The sequence below is a fragment of the Luteimonas sp. KH_071 genome (genome assembly GCF_057838005.1).
Genome location: NZ_CM174458.1, coordinates 93,095 through 112,514, shown reverse-complemented (window position 1 = coordinate 112,514; position 19,420 = coordinate 93,095). Strand labels below are relative to the sequence as shown.

General features: G+C 67.9%; 19 protein-coding genes. 8 read left to right on the top strand and 11 right to left on the bottom strand.

Translation table 11 applies throughout. The features are described 5' to 3' along the window. Positions 1-43: 43 nt before the first annotated feature. From AC3IRM_RS00525 to AC3IRM_RS00490, 8 genes are all read left to right on the top strand, one after another. The gene (locus AC3IRM_RS00525; protein ID WP_489204397.1) at positions 44-439 is read left to right on the top strand and encodes an MAPEG family protein; all 396 of its coding nucleotides are present in this window, start codon (positions 44-46) and stop codon (positions 437-439) included. Further along, complete coding sequence (locus AC3IRM_RS00520) at positions 436-1,068, top strand: HAD-IB family hydrolase (protein ID WP_489204395.1); 633 nt, start codon at positions 436-438, stop codon at positions 1,066-1,068. Before AC3IRM_RS00525 ends, AC3IRM_RS00520 begins: the two co-directional genes overlap by 4 nt. 169 nt (positions 1,069-1,237) lie before the next feature. After that, positions 1,238-1,558, top strand: coding sequence for a hypothetical protein (locus AC3IRM_RS00515; RefSeq protein ID WP_489204394.1), 321 nt, complete (start codon positions 1,238-1,240; stop codon positions 1,556-1,558). A 193-nt stretch (positions 1,559-1,751) separates the two neighbouring features. Beyond that, positions 1,752-3,053 (top strand): ergothioneine biosynthesis protein EgtB, encoded by a 1,302-nt coding sequence (egtB, locus tag AC3IRM_RS00510; protein WP_489204393.1) that lies wholly within the window; start codon positions 1,752-1,754, stop codon positions 3,051-3,053. Beyond that, positions 3,050-4,033: an L-histidine N(alpha)-methyltransferase gene (gene egtD, locus AC3IRM_RS00505; RefSeq protein ID WP_489204392.1), complete on the top strand. Its 984-nt coding sequence runs from the start codon at positions 3,050-3,052 to the stop codon at positions 4,031-4,033. Before egtB ends, egtD begins: the two co-directional genes overlap by 4 nt. A 13-nt stretch (positions 4,034-4,046) precedes the next feature. Beyond that, entirely contained in the window at positions 4,047-4,322 is a 276-nt protein-coding gene (locus AC3IRM_RS00500; protein ID WP_489204391.1) for a DUF3253 domain-containing protein, read from the top strand. 36 nt (positions 4,323-4,358) lie between these two features. Further along, positions 4,359-4,985 carry a DUF938 domain-containing protein gene (locus AC3IRM_RS00495; RefSeq protein WP_489204390.1) on the top strand — a complete coding sequence of 209 codons (627 nt, stop codon included), beginning with the start codon at positions 4,359-4,361 and terminating at the stop codon, positions 4,983-4,985. Between the two features lie 229 nt (positions 4,986-5,214). Beyond that, positions 5,215-5,850, top strand: coding sequence for a tetratricopeptide repeat protein (locus AC3IRM_RS00490; RefSeq protein WP_489204389.1), 636 nt, complete (start codon positions 5,215-5,217; stop codon positions 5,848-5,850). A gap of 306 nt (positions 5,851-6,156) precedes the next feature. Here the strand turns inward: AC3IRM_RS00490 and AC3IRM_RS00485 are convergent, their stop codons facing one another. The 11 genes from AC3IRM_RS00485 to AC3IRM_RS00435 all read right to left on the bottom strand — a co-directional run bounded on the left by AC3IRM_RS00485 (position 6,157) and on the right by AC3IRM_RS00435 (position 19,412). After that, positions 6,157-6,810, bottom strand: a complete 654-nt coding sequence (locus tag AC3IRM_RS00485; RefSeq protein WP_489204388.1) for an ankyrin repeat domain-containing protein — start codon at positions 6,808-6,810, stop codon at positions 6,157-6,159. A gap of 214 nt (positions 6,811-7,024) precedes the next feature. Beyond that, positions 7,025-8,671 (bottom strand): Tle-like phospholipase domain-containing protein, encoded by a 1,647-nt coding sequence (locus tag AC3IRM_RS00480; protein WP_489204387.1) that lies wholly within the window; start codon positions 8,669-8,671, stop codon positions 7,025-7,027. A 106-nt stretch (positions 8,672-8,777) separates the two neighbouring features. After that, entirely contained in the window at positions 8,778-9,440 is a 663-nt protein-coding gene (locus tag AC3IRM_RS00475) for an ankyrin repeat domain-containing protein (RefSeq protein ID WP_489204386.1), read from the bottom strand. A gap of 114 nt (positions 9,441-9,554) precedes the next feature. Continuing rightward, a complete protein-coding gene (locus AC3IRM_RS00470) occupies positions 9,555-11,117 on the bottom strand; it encodes a Tle-like phospholipase domain-containing protein (RefSeq protein ID WP_489204385.1) in 1,563 nt (520 codons plus the stop codon). A gap of 736 nt (positions 11,118-11,853) precedes the next feature. Beyond that, positions 11,854-12,576, bottom strand: a complete 723-nt coding sequence (locus AC3IRM_RS00465) for an ankyrin repeat domain-containing protein (RefSeq protein ID WP_489204384.1) — start codon at positions 12,574-12,576, stop codon at positions 11,854-11,856. Positions 12,577-12,626: 50 nt separating this feature from the next. Then, positions 12,627-13,568 carry a Tle-like phospholipase domain-containing protein gene (locus tag AC3IRM_RS00460; RefSeq protein ID WP_489204383.1) on the bottom strand — a complete coding sequence of 314 codons (942 nt, stop codon included), beginning with the start codon at positions 13,566-13,568 and terminating at the stop codon, positions 12,627-12,629. A 111-nt stretch (positions 13,569-13,679) separates the two neighbouring features. Further along, positions 13,680-14,774, bottom strand: a complete 1,095-nt coding sequence (locus tag AC3IRM_RS00455) for a peptidoglycan-binding protein (protein ID WP_489204382.1) — start codon at positions 14,772-14,774, stop codon at positions 13,680-13,682. A gap of 99 nt (positions 14,775-14,873) precedes the next feature. After that, the gene (locus AC3IRM_RS00450) at positions 14,874-15,395 is read right to left on the bottom strand and encodes a hypothetical protein (protein ID WP_489204381.1); all 522 of its coding nucleotides are present in this window, start codon (positions 15,393-15,395) and stop codon (positions 14,874-14,876) included. A gap of 248 nt (positions 15,396-15,643) precedes the next feature. Continuing rightward, positions 15,644-17,227 carry a serine hydrolase gene (locus AC3IRM_RS00445; RefSeq protein ID WP_489204380.1) on the bottom strand — a complete coding sequence of 528 codons (1,584 nt, stop codon included), beginning with the start codon at positions 17,225-17,227 and terminating at the stop codon, positions 15,644-15,646. 32 nt (positions 17,228-17,259) lie between these two features. Beyond that, positions 17,260-18,375 carry a YkvI family membrane protein gene (locus tag AC3IRM_RS00440; RefSeq protein WP_489204379.1) on the bottom strand — a complete coding sequence of 372 codons (1,116 nt, stop codon included), beginning with the start codon at positions 18,373-18,375 and terminating at the stop codon, positions 17,260-17,262. Next, complete coding sequence (locus AC3IRM_RS00435; protein ID WP_489204378.1) at positions 18,372-19,412, bottom strand: N-acetyltransferase DgcN family protein; 1,041 nt, start codon at positions 19,410-19,412, stop codon at positions 18,372-18,374. Before AC3IRM_RS00435 ends, AC3IRM_RS00440 begins: the two co-directional genes overlap by 4 nt. Positions 19,413-19,420 lie beyond the last annotated feature (8 nt).

Below are 19,420 nucleotides of genomic sequence, written 5' to 3'. Positions count from 1 at the left end.
CTGCATGCGATAAGCCATCGACCGGAATTCAAGGAACGACCCGATGACCGTGTCCACCGCCTACTGGTGCGTCCTGATCGCCGCGCTGCTGCCCTATGTCTGGGTCGCACTCGCGAAGGCATCGGTGCCGCGCTACGACAACCGCGATCCGCGTGGCTGGATCGCGCGCCAGGACCATCCGCGACTGAAGCGGGCCTACAACGCGCATCTCAATGCGATGGAGGCGTTCGCACCGTTCGCCGCAGGCGTGGTGCTCGCGCAGCTCGCCGGCGTGACCCCCGACCGCATCGCGATGCTGGCGATCGCATTCGTCGCTCTGCGCGTGCTGCATGGCATCGCCTATGTCGCGGATCTCGCCTGGCTGCGCAGCCTCGCGTGGTTCGGCGCCATCGGCTGCGTCGTCGCGCTGCTGGCACAGGCGGCGATGTCGATCGCATGAGTGCGCACGATGCATCGGAGACACGTCCGGTGCTGGCGCTGTTCGATTTCGATGGCACCATCACCACGCGCGAGACGCTGCCGGATTTCCTGCGCTTCGCAACCCCGCCGCATCGCCTGCACCTGGGCAAGCTGCTGTTCGTGCTGCCGGTGCTGGCGTACAAGCTCAAGCTGCTGCCTGTGTCCGTGCTGCGCACCCTGCTCGTGCGCTACGCGTTTAGGGGTCTGCCGCGTGCCGCCATCGAGGACGCAGGCCGCCGCTTCGCAGTCACGGTGCTGCCCACACTGGTACGACCGGAGATGCAGGCACGCATCGAGTCCCATCGCGGATGCGGCGACACGGTGGTGGTGGTCTCCGGCGGTTTCGATGTCTATCTCGCGCCCTGGTGCGAAGCGCAGGGGGTCGAGCTGCTCTGCTCGTCACTGGAATGTGACGGCGATCGCGTGACCGGGCGGTACGCCGGACCGCAATGCGTCGCAGGCGAGAAGGCGCACCGCGTGCGCCAGCACTACGACCTCGCCGCCTATCGCGAGGTCCATGCGCATGGCGATACGCATGAGGATCACGCATTACTGGCACTCGCACACCGCGCGTCCTATCGCGGTGTGCCCTGGCCATCAAGGGCGTAGACCCGCGCGTGCACGCCCGGTGGGCGCTGCATCTGGTGGACAAGAAAAAGCCGCCCGCCCCGGGGAGGCGGACGGCAAGTGGAACCGGCTGGAGAGAGCGTGCGCCGTCAGGCGCGGACGTCGGCGACGTCGACCGGTTTCATCAATGGAACGTGCTTGGAATCGGATCGTGGATCAGGTGTCGCTGGAGGTCATACCTTCACCTTCGACCGGCGGTGTCGCCGGCGGGGTCGTCATCGGATCGGTCGGCGGCTGTGTCATCGGATCCGTCGGCGGCGGCATGCTCGGGTCCGTGGGTGGCGGCATCATCGGATCGGAGGGCGGCGGGTTCATCGGATCCGGTGCCGGATCCATCGGAGGTGTCGCCGGATCGGTCATCGGCGCCGGCTCGGTGGGCGGCACATCCGGCGGCGGCGGTTCGTTGCTGCAGGCGGTGAACGCAAACGCCATTGCTGCCGCCAGCGGGAGAGCGATACGTCGCATCGGATGACTCCTTCGTGGATGTTGATCTGCAGTGTCGACGTGTGGACGTATGGCTGGTGTGGTCCGTGCCGTAGAAATTCCGTTATGACCCACATGTCGCCGGCTGCCGTTCAAAAACCTGCGGCCGAGGTGATTCCGATTGCGATGTCCGACGCAGGGTGATGACGGCACCGTCACGCCGCGCCCCCAAAACTTCGCGGATGGCGCTCCATGAACCTGTTCCGCCCTCCTCCGGAGCCGGCGATGTCGACGCGCGATGCCGCAGGCTCGCGCAGCGTTTCGATGCGGTGCGCGGTCGGAGCGCTGCACTCGCTGCACCGATCGGCGCCGAGGACGCCATGGTGCAGAGCATGGAGGACGCGAGTCCGACGAAATGGCATCTCGCGCATACCACGTGGTTCTTCGAACGGTTCGTGCTCGCGGATGGTGGCGGCTACACACCGTTCGATCCCGCTTGGGATTTCCTGTTCAACAGCTATTACCAGAGCGCGGGACCCATGCATGCGCGGCCGCAGCGCGGCGTGCTGTCCAGACCGACGCTCGCGCAGGTGTCGCACTATCGTGAGGCGGTCGAGTCGCGCATGCGCGACCGTTTGCAGCGCGGTGCGCTCGAGACGCGTCTGCTCGACATCGTCGAACTCGGCCTGCATCACGAGCAGCAGCACCAGGAACTGCTGCTGACCGACATCAAGCATGCGTTCTTCAGCAATCCGCTCACGCCTGCCTACCGCGAAGACCTGCCGCAGACGGCCGGCGGCGCGGCGGCACTGAACTGGATCGCGCGGCAGGAGTCGATCGTCGAAGCCGGCCATGCCGTGTGGCCCGGAGACGACGGCTTCGCGTACGACAACGAATCGCCACGGCATCGCGTCCTGGTGCCGGCCCATGCGCTGGCGAGCCGGCTGGTCAGCAATGCCGAATTCCTGGCCTTCATCGAGGACGGCGGCTATCGCACGGCAGGTGTCTGGCTCAGCGCAGGCTGGGATGCCGTGCGGGCGCGCGTCTGGACGCGACCGCTGTACTGGAACGCGGGCTGCGATGCCGAGTTCACGCTCGGCGGCTGGCGCACGCTCGATCCCGATGCGCCGGTCTGCCATCTGAGCTATTACGAGGCCGATGCATTCGCGCGGTGGGCCGGCGCGCGCCTGCCGACCGAGTTCGAGTGGGAGCAGGCTGCGGCGTCGCTGCCGGTGGAAGGCAACTTCGTCGACAGCGGCCGCCTGCATCCAGGCGCGCCTGCACCTGCATCGACGGGTCTGCAGCAGATGTTCGGCGACGTCTGGGAATGGACGTCCAGCGCCTACACCGCGTATCCCGGCTATCGGCCATGGCCCGGCACGCTGGGCGAATACAACGGCAAGTTCATGGATGCGCAGTGGGTGCTTCGCGGCGGCAGCTGCGCGACCTCCGCCGACCATGTGCGTGCCAGCTACCGCAACTTCTTCCCCTCCGATGCGCGGTGGCAGTTCGCCGGTCTGCGCCTGGCCAAGGACTCTCCATGAATGCCGCCATCGCCCGAGCCCGTGCGCAGGCCGCCCTGACCGACCTGCGTCCGCAGCCGGACGACATCACCGCGGATGCGGTCGCCGGCCTGTCGCGTACGCCGAAGACGCTGCCGTCGAAGTATTTCTACGATGCGGAAGGCTCGCGCCTGTTCGAGGCGATCACGCGCCAGCCCGAGTACTACCTCACACAGGTCGAGCTGGCATTGCTGGAAGCGCAGATGCCGTCGATCGCACAGGCGATCGGCGATGGTGTGCACGTGGTCGAATTCGGCAGCGGCAGTGGTCGCAAGACCGAACTGCTGCTCGAAGGCCTCGCGGCGCCGGTCGCCTACACGCCGATCGAAATTTCGCGCACCGCGCTGATGGACAGCGTGACCCGCCTCGGCCAATCCTTCCCCGACGTGCAGATGCTGCCCGTGTGCGCGGATTTCACCCGCCCGGTGCCGCTGCCGCACGCCGAGCGCCGCGCGCACCGGACGTTGGTGTTCTTCCCGGGATCGACGCTCGGCAACTTCTACGACGACGAAGCCGTCCGCCTGCTGCGCTCGATGCGCGGCACGATGGGCGATGGCGGGTGCGCACTGATCGGCATCGACCTGGACAAGGATCCGGCGATTCTGGAAGCCGCCTATAACGACCGCGCCGGCGTGACTGCAGCATTCACCCTGAATCTGCTGACGCGGCTCAACCGCGAGATCGGCAGTGACTTCGATACCGAGGCGTTCCGTCATCGGGCGCTCTACGCGCGCGACCGCATGCGCATCGAAACCGCGCTCGTCAGCGAGCGGGCGCAGACCGTGCGGATCGGCGATCGCGTCTTCGAATTCGAGGACGGCGAAGCCATGCATGTCGAGATCAGCCAGAAATACACCGACACGTCGTTCGCCGGGCTGGTCGCACAGGCGGGCCTGCGCGTCACGCATGGCTGGAACGACGACAGCGACCGGTTCGGTCTGCGGCTGCTCCAGCCCGCCTGAGCCGATGGCAGCGATGGATGACCGGATCGCAGCGGACATCCGCGCGTTGCTGGATGCACGCGCGCCCGACGCGTCGATCTGCCCCTCGGAGGTTGCGCGCCGCCTGTATGACGAGACCACGTGGCGCACCGCGATGCCCGACGTGCGGCGCGTGGCGTGCGCGCTTGCGGCGGCGCAACGGATCCGGATCACACAGGCAGACAGGGTCCTCGACCCGGCGACGCCCCTCTCCGGTCCGATCCGCTTGCGCCGTGGCCCTCGCTGGGACAACGGCGCGGGTCCCGACTGACGTGCACGAATCCCACGCTGCCGTATCGTGGCGCCCATGACGCACCCGCAGCCTCCACGCGACAAACCCTCTGCGCCTTCCTGCGACCGCAACCGCGGGCCGATCCTCGAGGTCCTGCTCGGCGCGCTCGAGACCCGTCGCAGCGTGCTGGAAATCGGCAGCGGCACCGGCCAGCACGCCGTCCATTTCGCCGCCGCGATGCCGTGGCTGCGCTGGCAGACCTCGGAACGCCCGGCGCATCTGCCGGGGATCGCAGCGTGGCTCGACGAGGCGGCCCTGCCGAACACGCCTGCGCCCGTGGCACTGGATGTCACGCAAAGCGCATGGCCCGTGGCCGCGACTGCGGATGGCCGTTTCGATGCCGCGTTCACCGCGAACACGCTGCACATCATGGGTTGGCCAGAGGTCGAGGCCTGCTTCGCCGGTCTGGACCGCGCACTCTCCGATGACGCGACGCTGATCGTCTACGGCCCCTTCAATGTCGGCGGCGCGTACACCAGCGACAGCAATCACGCGTTCGACGGCTGGCTCAAGGCCCGGGATCCACGCTCGGGCATCCGCGATCTCGAAGCGGTCGATGCACTGGCATCGCGCATCGGCCTGCATCTGCAGGACGACATCGCGATGCCGTCGCACAACCGCTGTCTGGTCTGGCGGCGCTGACGCGATCGGCGGTGCGCGGCCCCTCTGCGCCCGCGTCGTGTCGTCGGAATTCCGACCCGCCACGCACTGCTTCGCGCACCCTGATCCGCGAGCCCGCAAGCCGCATGCGACGCAGACCTCACCATCCGTGAAGCCGGTCCGGCGATCCAGCACGCAGGGTGGCTACAATTGGCGCGGGGATGTCGTGGTGTATGGGCCCGGCACAGCGTTAAACGATGGGGGAGATGTCATGGGATACCTGCGTTCCGGCCTCGCTGGCCTGGGCCTGCTGTTCGCGTCGACCGTCGGCGCACAGACCTTGCCGGCGCCGGCCGAGTTCTATTTCGACAACGACTCGCGGACCGCTTCGCCGGTCGTCGCGATTGCCGGCAACGACGACGAGACACACGCCCGCTTGATGCAGCTGATCGACCGCAACGCCCGCAACGCCGACCAGGCACGTGCGCAGCTTGCACATGCGCTGATGCGGAGCGGGCGCGAAGAGACCGGACGCGCCCTGTACGAACAGGCGCTCGGCCCGCTGTCGGTACGTTCGCCCCAGCGCAGCACGATCCACTGGAATTACGGCTGGGATCTGTACCGCGGCGGTCATCATCGGGAAGCGCTCGACCAGTGGCGTCAGGCGCTCGACGGCCGTCTGTTGCGCCCCTCGTGGGCGCCGCCGACGCTGGCGCTCGGGCTATGGTCGAACGACCGGCGCGATGAAGCGGTGCGCTGGTACGCCGCCGCGGTACGCACCGAACCGGCGCTGTGGGGGGATCCGGCGCGCTATCCGGCGCTGCTGCCCGACTGGACGGCCGCAGAGCGCTCGACGCTGGCAGAAGTATTTGCGGCGTGGCAGGCGTCGCCGCCTGCCTGGCCGTGACTCGAACGTGGTGAATCCGGTGGGCGCCTGACGGCACGGATCGTGCGATCCATCGTCATCCGGGCGTGCGCTGCAAGTGCGTCTCGACGGCGCGAAAACGCTGCGCGTCCAGCGCCTCTCGAGTTTCACCTCGGCTATTGATGGGGGTCCGCAGTTGAGGTCCAGCTGCACCCTGCGGTCGCAAAAGACACTGGATCCCGGCCTGCGCCGGGATGACGGTTGAAGTCCGCGAGACGTCGCGATCGCGGGCTTGTTCAGACGAACCTGGTCGCCGAACGCGCCCGTCTACTCAGTGCGGTTCTTCGATCAGTGCTTGTCTTCGATCGGAATCTGCCGCGCGACCAGCCATTCGCGCACGGTCTCGCGGTCGCGCTTCGCATCGGCCGACAGCACCGCGTCGCGGGCACGGAAGAATGAGGGCTGGAAGGTCACGCCGACGCGGTCGCGGGCGGTCGGATCGGCGCCGGCTTCGAGGAAGCGCACAACCCAGCCGGTCGCGTTGATGCGCGCGGCCTTGTGCAGCAGCGTCGCGCCGAAGGCGTCGGTCGCATCGGCACGCGCGCCGGCTTCCAGCAGCAGGCGGATGGTGTCGTCGTTGCGCGCTTCGAGCGCGTTGAACAGCGGCGTCTCGCCGTTCTTCGTGTTGGGCGTGTCGGCGGACGCGCCGCCGGCCAGCAGCGTCTTCAGATAGCCGGCATCGTCCTGCATCGCGGCCACGTGCACGGCGGTGTTGCCGTTGGCCGCGCCGGTGGTCGTGTCCGCGCCGGCATCAAGCAGGGCCTCGAACGCGCGGCGGTCGCCCCGCAGGATCGCGGCCTGCAGCAACGGCGAGCCCTGGGCGTCCTTGGCGTTGGGATTGGCACCATCGGCGATCAGGCGGCGGATCTCTGCGGCATCACCCGCGCTCGCAGCGCGCGACAGTGCGGAGGCGGCGGGATCGGAGGCGTGGTCCTGGGTCATGCTGGTTCCTTGTCTGGCGCAGGCGCCGCTGGCAGCGAGTGCCAACACGATGCAGGCGATGATCCGCCACTGCGGAAATGGCGCGATCGAAGCGACACCCATCATGTCGAGGCCTCCGAAGCGGTACAAGCCATCAGCCTAGCCCGACCGGCAATCGGTCGTCGTGACAGGGCGCGGGGATCCCGGGCGCAACTGCAGCCCCGAATCGCGGCGCTCAACGGAACCAGTTGACCGGGTTGAGGTTTTCGCCGGCCCAGCGCGCGCCATCGGACAGACGATCACCGGTCCAGCTGGCGGCATCGCCGACCGCGCGTGCGCCATCGGCAATACGGTTACCGGTCCAGGTCACGCCGTCGACCACGCGGTCGCCCACCCACTGGGCACCGTCACCCGCGCGATCGATGACCCATTCGGCGCCGTCACCGACCTTGTCCAGACCCCACTGCGCACCGTCGCCGACGGTATCGGCCACGGTGTCGACCGCGCGACCAGTCCACTCCACGCCGCTCGCCACCGCGTCGAACGGCGCATCGAAACCGGTGCGGTCGCCGAGGTCTCGCAGCACGCTGCCGCCGAGGTTGGCGACGTTTTCGACCACATCGCCCGCGGTGCCCAGCGTATTGGAGATCGCATCGCCACCGAGGCCGACCACACCGTCGACCACGTCACCGGCGATGCTGAAGGTGCCACCGACATAGCGGCCGTTGCCGTAGTCGTTCTGCACCGCGTCGGTGATGCCGCTGACGGCTTCAGTCACGGTCGAGCGGCCATCGGAATACAGCCCGCCGATGCCATTGGCCAGCGAACCGAGCTGGTTGAGATTGTGCTCGCCGATGTTCTCGATCGTGCCCAGCGCCAGACCCAGATTGGTGCCCGAGCGGTCAACCGGCGCCTGTGCTTCATTCTGGCGCAGGGCTTCGACGTAGGACGGATTGTCACCGCCACCGCCGTGCAGCCCCAGCATGTCGAAGCGGCCCATGCCCTCGGGCGGCGCAACGCGCAGCTCGGTGCCGACCGCGTTGGGCGGCGAAATCGGCAGGACCGCGATCGGCAGATCCTGCTGCGCGAGGGTGAGGGGATCGCCATCGACCACGTAGCGGCGGATCTGGCCGCTGTCGGCAATCTCCCCGCGCGCGGCATTCGGATTGAAGCCCAGGCCGGCCAGCGTGTTGTTGCTCAGGCCGGACGAATTGAAGGTCACACCCGGCACGTCGGTCGCCAGCATTGCAGCCGAGGCCAGCCCGCCGCCCAGCGAGTGCCCGGTGATCGCGACATTGCCCTCGCCGAAGGTATCGACCGCGATGTTCGCCAGCTCCATCGCCTGCGAGTACTGCGCGGTCTGCATGCCGAGCCCCTGGCCGCCGTTCGCGCGCGAATCGCCACCCGCGCCCAAGCCCCAGTTGTCGGTACCGCGATAGGCGACGACGTACTGCCCATCGGCGTTCTGGTAGATCGCCGCGTCGAAGCCGGTCTGCGCGTCATGCAAGGCGTCCGGCGAGATCGGAATCTGGTTGCCCTGCGCATCGACCAGATGCGTGCCGTCGGCGCTGGGCTCGAGTCGGTTCCAGCCCGCGGCCTGCAGGTCGGCCTCGGCCGCAGTGCCGGTCACGCCGTCGGGGCCGGTGAGCGTGTAGCTGTCGTTCGCCATCAGGGCGAACTGCAGATCCTGCTCGGGCTGCGGCGTCGTACCGCGGACCGAATCGGCGAAGCTGCCATCGCCCCGCGGGAAACCGGCGCTGATATCGACGTTCGCGGGTGCGCGCGGCGCCAGCGCGGCAGAGATCTGCAGCGCGGGGTCGAGCGCGAAATCGCGGAACGGATCGACCGGATTGCTGTTGCCGGATACCGGGGACAGGCTCATGGCGCGCACCTACGGAAACGATAGCGCCGACGATAGGTGGCCCGGACGGCGCCGGACAGCTGGTGCGGACCCTAGGTAGCCCGCGGCCGTTCAGGGCAGCAGCGGCTCAGTACGTCGCGGCGACGTTCGCTTCGAGCGGTACGCCGTTGGCCTTGAGCCAGGCGACGATTTCGCGCCGCTCGGCGCGAGCGCGGTCGTTGAGCAGGTGCGCGGGGAACCCGAAGTATTCATGCTGGAAGGTCACGCCGCGCGAGTTCTCCGTCTGCGGCCGGGCGCCCTTGCGCAGCAGCGCGAGGATCGCCGCGCCGCCGTTGGTACGGCCGGCGACATGCAGCGGCGTGTCGCCATTGCGGTCGGCGAGATTCGGATCGGCGCCGGCATCGAGCAGCACCTCGGCCTGGCCGGCGGTCGGCGACAGCAGCGCCTGCATCAGCGGCGTGTCACCGGTATGCGGGTTGGCCGCGTCGACATCGCCGCCCTTGGCGATCACCGCGCGCAGGATCGCCGGATCACCGGAGAACGCGGCCGCATGCACCGGCGTATCGCCACGCGCGTTGACGCGGTCGGGATCGGCGCCGCCTTCGAGCAGCGCCTCCACGCTGGGCGCGCGGCGCTGACGGATCGCTTCCATCAACAGCGTTTCACCATCACTGCCCGGCGTGTCGGGGGCCACGTGCTCGAGCTGGCGGCGGATTTCGGCAACATCGCCGCGGCGGACGGCATCGGCCAGTTGCGCCGTTGTCGGCATATCGAATGCGTCGTTGCTCATGGACGGCTGTGCACACCCTGCAGCGCAGAGGAGAAGGACGGTCGAAGACAGGGCGCGGAGGCGGATCATGTCAGCGCCCGATCATACGCACGGCAGATGCGCAGGCCGTGAGCCTCAGCGACCGAAGAGGCCACCGACGAAGTTCGTCGCGCCTTGGGCCACCCAACCCGCGCCGTCGGCGAGCGTCTCGGTCACCTGGCCCGCCACGTCGCTGGTGAATTCGGCGACATCGCCCGCGCCGTCGATCGCGCCTGAAAGCAGATCGCCGCCCCAGCCACCGATGTTGCGATCGACCACCCCGGCCAGCTGGTCGGCATAGCCGTCGATGGTATCGCCGGCGGAATTGAACGCGCCTTCGGCGAAGTCACCGGCCAGGCTGACGCCGCCCTGCACGAACTGGCCGTTGGCGAATTCGTTGGCGACCACGGCGTCGATGTCGGTGGCGAAGTCATGCACGTTGCGCGCGTAGTCGTCCTTGGTCGCATCGGGCAGCAGGTTCTGCAGATCGCGGCCGAGCGACGACGGATTCTGATAGCCGGCCTGCCACGGCTGCGCTTCGATCATGCCGGCGGTCAGCGCATTGGGGCTGTGGCTGATGCCGGCGTAGGCGACGTTGCCGATCAGACCCGCCAGTGGCATCACCGCGCCGGTCAGCGGATGCCGGGCGATCTCCACACCGGCGTTGATCGCATCACTCTGCGACTGCGAGAAGCCTTCAGTCGGTCCGTAGTTGGAGAACAAGCTGTTCGCATCAGCCGCCGCCGGGTCGACCACGATCTGCGTGCCCAGCGCATCCGGCGCGACGACGCCGGTCACCCAGCTGTCCTGCACGTTGGTCAGCGCATCACTGGACAAAGAATAGGCGCGGATCTGGCCACCTTCGGCGCTGTCGCGCGCGGCCTGTGGATCGATGCCCATGCGGTCGAGCGTATTGGGATGGATGCCCGACGCGTCGAACGTGACCGCCGGGATGCCACTGGCCAGCGCGCCGACGCTGGCCAAGCCACCGCCCTGCGAATGGCCGGTGATTGCGAGGTTCGAGGAGTTCGCGCCGTTGTCACCGAACACGTTCGCGAACTCGCGCGCGGTGTTGACGGCAGTTAGGCTGAACTTGTCGCCGTCGTTGGTCTCGTAACCGAGGCCCTGGCGGAAATTGTTGTCCCAGTCCGGACCACCCTCGGCAGTACCGCGATACGACAGCACGTAGTTGCCGGCGCCGTCGGTATAGATCTCGGCACGGAATTCCTGATCGTTGGCCGGCACCGCGTCGTTGGCGCCGAGGTACTGCAGGCGCCAGGCCTGCGGATCGGCGACGCCCTGGTCCATCAGCTGCTGGCCGCTGACCGCGTCCCAGCCCGGAGGTGGCGTGCCGCGGGTGCCATAGACGGCAGTCGCCAGCTGCGACAGCGTGACGTCGAACGGTTGCGCCTGTGTGCCGCTGGCGACCGCGTCGAGCGTACTCCCTGCGGGAATCGCATATGGACTGGTCCCGCCCTGCCCCTGGCTCTGCACAGGCCCGGTGCCCGGTGCCTGGAGCTGCGGGTGATAGCTGATGTCCGGACGGTAGCCACCGCTCTGCGGCGGGGGCAGCGGCGGGCTGTATGACTGGAACGGCGTCTGTTGCGGACGCCAGGTGTCCTGTACGCCGCCGATGCCATCGCCAATGGTCAGGGACATGACCGTGTTCCACCCAAGCTCTTCGAGGACTCCACGCTAGCGCGGGAGGGGGCGGCTGCCATCTAGGGCGGGCACTAGGCCGCGGGGTGGCGTGCTGTCGGCTTGCGAGGCCGCCCGAAGCGGTTGCGCCGTCTCCATTCGGCGGCGTCCTCAATCTGGTGATGCGCTGCGTAGGAGGCAGATGGGCATCGTGGATAGGGCGCACCAGATGCCCGGCCATCCAGTTCAGACGTGACGACGCCGGCCTTCCCGCACCGGACGCGCGATGCGCGATGCGCGGCGACCCCGGATCGGGCACGGAACAGGCACCCTCGCAAAGGGATCTGATGAGCGTCGTGCCTCAGCTGGCGACTGAAACCATGCGTCGTCATTCCCGCAGCTCTCGACAAACGCATGTCTGGTAGGCGGGGCTTTCAGCGGACGGGGGGGCGGTCATCCAAGGACTTTCGTAATGTCCGCGCGCACCCATGGACGTCTGCTTGAGCAGACATGCGTCTGTCGAAATCCGCAGGAGTGACTGGGCATTTCCAACGTCATCCCGGCACCCCGGCGCAACGCCGCGACGAAGACTCGACCCCGGCAGAGACACGACGCCAGTCAGGGCAAACCGAGATGCAAGGTCATGCAGACGGCAGCACTGTCGATTGATCCGACCCAAGCGCCGCGGGGTCATCTGTAAGTGCAGTCAGGAGACGCCGCTCAGAAGCCGCGGTCAGATCGTGGACCGCTGACACGCTCAGTCGCTGCCCGCCTCGAGCCGCACCTGATGCGCCTGCAGCCAAGCCACTACCTCTTCGCGCTTCTCGCGCGCGGTGTCGGTGAGGCGGGCGTCGGGGGTCTTGAAGAAGAACTGCTGGAACGTGGCGCCCTGGCTGTTCTTCGCCAGCGGATCGGCGCCCGCATCGAGCAGGGCCAGCACGTGGTCGCCGGCGTTGATCATCGCGGCCTTGTGCAGCGGCGTGTTGCCGGTGCGGTCGGCGGCGCCCGGATTCGCCCCGGCCGCCAGCAGCATGCGGAACTGCGCATCAGTCCGCGGGCCGGTCGCGCCGGCCAACGGCGTCGCATTCGTTTCGCCATGTCGGGCATCGGGATCGCCACGGCGATCGAGGACGATCTTCAGGTATTCCGGATCGTCGGCAATCGCGGCACCGTGCACGGCCGTCGCGCCGCCGAGGCCGGGCGCATTGGGATCGGCGCCTGCATCGAGCAACGCCTTCAGCGCGTCCTTGGCCTGCGCCAGCATCGCGATCTGCAACAGATTCACACCCTTGTCGCCGCGTGCGTTGGGATCGGCGCCGGCCTGCACCTGGGTGCGCACGGCAACGGCATCGTCGGTCGCAACGGCATCGGCCAACGCAGCCGCGCGGGCATCGGTGAAAGCGGCTCGAGCGTCCATCGCGTCTCCACTGCAGGCGGCGCCGGACAACATCAGCAACAGGCTCAGGACTGCGGCGCGCATGCCTGCATTCTCACACAGCCGCCGCGGCGATCCCTTCGACATGGATCAGGTCAGTTCGTCCACGGCTGCTGCTGCGACAGCGCCTCGATCACGACGTCCTGCATGTGCTTGGCGATGCTGTGGGAGACGATCGAAACCGGATTGAAGCGGTCGAAACCGGTCAGCGGTGAGGGATCGTCGAGCACGATCTCGTGACCGGGCGCATCGGGAATGGTGTTGACCCCCCAGATGTCCTGCTGGGCCGTGGTCAGGGCTTCGCCGTCGACGTTGTAGCGGCGGATCTGGCCGTCGGCGGCGTCGGCCTTGGCGGTTGCGGGATCCAGGCCCAGACCTTCGATGGTGCGGTCGTGCACACCGGAGGCATTGAACGTCACTGCAGCGCCGTCGACGGCCATCGCCGCGGTCGCGGCCAGGCCACCGCCGAGCGAATGCCCGGTGATCGCCAGATCGTCGCCGTACGCGGCCGACGCCAGCTGCGCCAGCTGCGCCGCTTCGTCGTACTGCTCGGACTCCCAACCCAGGCCCTGGCGGAAGTTGGCCGCGGTCCAGTCCTTCACATCGTTCGACCCGGCAAAGGCCAGCACGTGGTTGCTGTCGCCATCGGTGTAGATGCCGGCACGGAATCCGCTTTCCGGATTCTCCAGCAACGCCGGGTCGATACCCGCAGCCATCAGGTCCGCATCGCTGACCCGGCTCCAGTCGCCGACCTGCTGTACCGCCGGGTCGTAAACCGCGGACGAGATCTGCATCAGGTCCAGATCGATCGCCTTGGCATCCTGTCCGCGCACCTGGCTGTCGAACGAGGCCGCATTCGCGGCATTGCCGCCCGCGGCGAACAGCGCGCCGAGTTGCGGGTGATAGCCCGGTTCGAGCTGATAGCTGCCGGTCGGAATAGGCGGCGCGCCCTGCGGCTGCGCGCGCAACGCTTCAGGCGGCGAAAACGCCTGGAAATTCGACTGCGAAATGCCTGCCGACTGCACGTTGAGGCTCATGGCCCATCTCCGCAACACCGATGCATAGACGGTAGGCACATCCAGCACGGGCAAACAGCTGGGGCGAACCCCAGCCTGGATGGACCTCGCATTCAGTGCGCGGCTTGGACGTCAGCGCTCGGGACCACACTGCGATTGGACGTCCAATTGCGCGTTGCGTTCCAGTTCCTGCGAAGCCTGGTCCCTCGCCTGCTGAAACATCTGTCCGAAGCGGGTGGCGGTGAAACCGTCGAGCGCCGTTTGCAATGCCGCTGTGTCACCGCTGCGCGCTGCCGACAGCAAACTCTCAACTGGAGATGTCGGTACGGCGCCGGGACTGCGCAACGCTTGATCCTGAGACTGCTGCGCCCGATCGAGCGCTTCGCGCGTCTGAGATCCTACGATGCCATCCGCCTGCAGACCGTGCGACTGCTGGAATGCCCGCACGGCTTCCGCGGTCCGCGGGCCGAAATTTCCATCTGCCTGCAGCGGCGCATCACGCGCGTCTCTGAAACCGAGTGCTGCCAAGGTGACCTGCAGGTCGGCGACGCCGGGGCCGCGCTGGCCCTCGCGCAGCAGCGCAGCGGACGCTGGCGATTCCGGTCCGACGCGCGAAACACCCTCTTTCGACCCCGGGCTGGATCCGTTCGCACGCTCAAAGCCGAACCGTTCCTCCACGAACCGGGTATAGCTTTCGAGCAGGGGCAGCACCTTCTCGCGGGACAGCGCGAGACCGCCGTAATCCAGAGTCGGCCCATCGTGGTGGTACTTGTAGATGTAGGCCTCGTCTTGTCCGCGACGTTCCGCCAGGGCCCGGTTGTCGATGAAATGCGCAACCAACGCGCTGGCCTGCGCATCGACGTCGAAGCGGTTGCTTTCGTTGAGTCCGTAGGACAGGCCGGTCTTGTCGACGAACTGACCCAGCCCGGACGCAGATGTGGTGCCAGCGGCGGCGTCGGGATTGAAGCCGGATTCGATTCGCGCAATGGCGAGCACGTGCGCGGTGTTCCGTGCATCGAGCCCCGCCTCGCGCGCCGCTTCGACAAGTGAGTCGATTACCCGCGATTGCACGTCCGGGGTTGCGTCGCCCCATATCCGGGAATTGCCGGACAGTCGTGCCGGATCATCGTTGATCGGTTCGAGGTAGTGACTCCATCCCTTGAGCTGGGATACCCGGTACGCGGCGCCTTTAGGCTGAATCAGATCTTCGTAGATCGGGGCAGTCATCCGTGCAACTCCTTCCTTGGCGAATCGGTGCACCGACCGTTCCCGCAGCGCAAGGTCGGGTCCGGCGACCTTCCTGGTCGGACCCGGCATAGCCTGAAATCATCTGGGATTGGATTCGGGGTACTCGATCTGCGGGTGGCGCAGACCGAGGTCAGATAGAAGACGGTCGTACCCGTCGTTGTTGGCTTCAAGCGTTTCGCCGTATCCACGCGTCGGGGGCACGGCGTCGTTCATCGGGACGCCTTGTGCGTCGTAGATGAAGAACCATTCGCACACCTTGCATCCGAATGGCGTCTCGCCGTACTGCACGACCAGATAATGCTGACCGCTCGCGGATGTCGCGCATCCAATGCCCACCGGGACGAATCCCTGCATCCCGCGCGGCGCCGGCAACGTCGTGGAGCTCGCGCCCGACGTCTCGACGCGAGCGTTCTCGCCGCTGCCGAGAAGAACAAAACTCGCGCCGCCGCATTCAAGGTCCATGCCCATGGTCGCCCTTGGCTCAGGCGATTGCCCGTCGCTGGTTTCAGAAAGCGATCGTGTGCCGCCGGGGTGCGGATCGGCGCACGCATTCAACGAAACCAGCAGAGCGGACATCACGAACAAGTTGCGGATGTACATCGGGCATTTCCTTCCTGGAAACAGTGGTTCGCAAGTCACGGCTCGACAGGGGCGTTCGTGCGATGCCCTCTCGTCTCCGGCCAGTGCGCTTGCCGTTCCCCCACACAAACGCGACGTGGTGCGTCAGGCTTCGATCATGGGCCATCATCCGGTGACGCAGCGAGTACGTCGAGCGTGATGCCGCCCCAGGCGACGGTCGGCCCGGGCCGCGTGCGTGGGTAGGAGAAGCCAGCACCCAATGCGCAGCGTTACTTCACCGCCTGCGGCTCGAACAGCAGGTCGTGGTAGTCGTAGCTGAAATCCGCGGTCGGCGAGACCGCCTGCATGCGGATCTGTGCGACCTTGCCTGCCGCGTCCAGCGCGAACGCGGCGTAGGCCGGTTCGATCGCCGCGTCGTCCCAGTCGATCCGGAAGGTGTCGTATTGCCAGTGGGTCAGCGTGCCCTGCATGCCGGGGGTCTGGCGGAAGTCGATCCGCAGCGTGCGGCCCGCTTCGGTGATGGCGATCGGGCCGTACCAGGCGTCAGCGTAGGTCCCGGCATAGCCCGCGTGCGGCAACGAGGGCCGCGACGCCTTGCGGACCTGCGCGCCGGTCGCCTCCAGCGCGGCCAGGCCGTCGGCGAGGCGCGCCTGGTTCCAGGTGTCGAACGCCGCGACCCAGTCGCGGGGTTCGAAGCCGAGGTAATGGTCGAGCAGTTCGTAGCCCAGCCCCCGCAGGACCTCGACATCCTCAGCGTTGATCTGCAGCGAGATGCCCAGATTGCGTTCGGGCACCAGCACGGTGAAGGCCAGCACGCCGAACACCGCGCCGCCGTGCTGCACCACCTTGACGCCGCGGTAGTCCTGCACGTTCCAGCCCAGCGCGTAGCCGGAGAACTGCGGCGTGATGTCGGTGATCGGCGCCGGGTACGGGTGGATCGGTACCGGCACCTGTGGGTCCCACATCGCGTGCGCCACTGCCTCGCTGTAGAGGCGGCCTCGATCATCCGGCAACGCACCGAGCGCGAGCTGCACCTGCAGCCAACGCGCGAAATCCTGCGCGCTCCAGGACAATCCGCCTGCCGCGGCGCCGACCTGGCCCAGCCCTTCGCGTTCCGGCAGCAGTTGCTGTGGACCGAGGCCGCGCAGGCGCGAATCCAGGCGCGCGTGCGGTTGCGCGCGGTTCGCGTTCGCGAAGCGATCGTCCTCGTGACTGGTCGCGGTGCGCATCTGCAGCGGCGCGAAGATGCGCTCGCGCACGAAGGTTTCCCACTCCTGTCCGCTGACCGCGGCCACCACTTCGCCGGCGACGATGTAGAGGACATTGTCGTAGGCGTAGCCGCTGCGGAAACTCGTGGCGGGCCGGATGTGCCGCAGCGCCCGCACGATGTCGGCGCGGCTGCGCGAGGTGCGTGGAATGAACAGCAGATCGCCCGCGCCGAGCCCCAGGCCACTGCGATGCAGCAGCAGATCGCGCACGGTCATCTCGCGCGTGACCCAGGGGTCGTACATGCGGAAATCGGGCAGATGGTCGATGACGCGGTCGTCCCAGCCGAGCGTGCCGTCGTCGACGAGAATCGCGAGCGCCGCGGCCGTCACCGCCTTGCCGGTCGAACCGGTCGGGAAGATCGTGTCGGCGTCCACGCGTTCGGGCGCGCCGAGCCGGCGCACGCCATAGCCTTTGGCGTGCACGATTTCGCCGTCCTCGACGATCGCGATCGCCATGCCCGGCACGTCGCGGGATTGCATCGCGGCCTCGACCCGCGCATCGAAACCGGCAGGTGGCGCCGCGACGGCAGTGATCGCGAGCAACGACAGAAGCGCCGCAGTGATGACCGGCAGATGGTGCGGCATGACAGCGTCTCCCGTCCTCGCGGACGTGTCGTTCAAGGCAGGGGCGCGGCGTCGATGGACCTGCGGCGCCACAGCAGCCACACGCCCCAGGTCATCAGCGGCAATACGTAAATCGCCAGGAAATACCAGGTCAACGTGCCGTAGCCCTTGGCGATCAAGTCGACCAGGCCGATGGCCGTGGCGGCATACACCGCGATCAGCATGACCCCGACTGCGAGCGCCGGACGCAGCGCGCGCGGCATCGGCCGCTGCCGCTCCGCCCATGTGTTGGCGACGCGCTCGTTGAGCGCGTGCAACAGCGCGACGCCGGTGTCCACCAGGGTCAGCATTACCGCGAGCTGGAACACCCATTCGAACCACGGCGCCTGCAATTTCGCCAGCAGGAACGCCGACGGCAACGCCTCGGCGCCGATCTCGTGGTAGTAGCCCATCATCGCGATGTAGAACACCACGCCCGGCAGCATGCCCAGCGGTCCGGCCAGCGCGCCGGCGGCGAGCGCTTCGCGGCGACGGCCGAAGTGGCGCACGCAGAACAGCACCGCGGGAATGGTGGCGACGTTGTAGCCGGCGTAGGTCACGCCGGCCTTGAACCAGCCCGCGTCGACCGGTACCGACGCGAAGTTCGTTTCGATGCGGTCACCGAACGCCACCACCGCCCAGATCACGAACACCACGTAGACCAGATACAGATAGCCGACCGAGGCGACCAGGAATTTCTCGATCGCAGCGCTGCCGCAGAACAGCAGCGCGCCGGTGGCGGCGATCATCGCCAGCGAGCCGGCCAGCTTCGGCAGGCCGAACAGGCTGAAGGCGATCTCGCCGGCGGCGGCGCCCATGACCGCCAGGATCACCAGCATCAGCAGCACGTAGCCGATCTCGAACGCGAACCAGCCGCGGCCCAGCAGCACCTTGAAGAACGCGCGGTAGTCCCAGGCGCGGGCGACGCGGGCCAGCTCGAAACTGACCATCAGCACCGCGCTCCACACCAGCATGCTGACCGTCATGCCGAGCAGCCCACCCCAGGGGCCGGCCGGCAGGAAGAACTCGACCAGTTCGCGCCCGGTGGCATAACCGCCGGCGATCACCGCCGCCTGGAACACGAAGCCCGGCAGCAGGTAACGCTGGAACCAGCTGGCGTTCGACGTCATGCGAGGCAGGCGTCGACCAGGCGATCGAAGGCCGCGCCGCCGCGGACCGGATCGGCCACCGGCAGGCCCAGGCGGGCGGCGGTGGATGCGATCGCTTCGTGCGCGGCCGCGTCGTCGAGGGCGGCGGTGTTGAGACTCACGCCCGCGCAGCGGATCGCGGCGTTGGTGCGGGCGCCCAGCCGCAGCGCGAGATCGATGGTCTCCTCGATCGACGGCACCAGATAGTGGGCATGTCCGAGCATGCGTTCGCGTCCGACTGCGTGGCAGACGACGATGACGTCCGGCTGGCTGCCGTGCAACAGCGACAGCGACACGCCCGCATAGGCCGGATGCGACAGCGAGCCCTGGCCTTCGACGACATCCCAGTGCGCCGGGTCGGCATCCGGCGACAGGAATTCCGCCGCGCCGGCCGCGAAATCCGCGACCACCGCGTCCATCGGCACACCCGCGCCGGCGATCAGGATGCCGGTCTGGCCGCTGGCGCGGAACGTGGCGTCGAGGCCGCGTTCGCGAAAGGCGCGCGTCAGCGACAGGGCGGTGTACTTCTTGCCCAGCGCGCAGTCGGTGCCCACGGTGAGCAGGCGCTTGCCGGTGCGTTTGCGGCCGCTGGCGACCGGCAGTTCCGAAGGCGGTTCGCGCACGTCGATCAGACGCCGTCCATGCGCGACCGCGGCGTTGCGCAGCACGTCGATGCCGGCCAGCCGGGCATGCATGCCGCCGATGAGGTCCAGCCCGGCCTGCAATGCATCGAGCAACGACGGCACCCAGGCCGGCGGAATCCGCCCGCCGGGATTGGCAACGCCGATGACCATCGCGCGTGCCCCCAGACCGCGGGCCTGCGCTGGCGTCAGCCGCGGCAGACCGGTGCTGACCGTCGCGCCCGCACAGGCGAACTCGCCGATGCAACGCTCGGGCGCCCAGTCGCGCAGGCCGAACGCGGTCTTCGCATAGCCGGGTTCCACGATGTCACCGAGAAACAGCAGATACGGCTGCGGCAACGCCTCGGGGGCGTGCGGCACGACGGCGGCAGTGGACATGGGGCCGG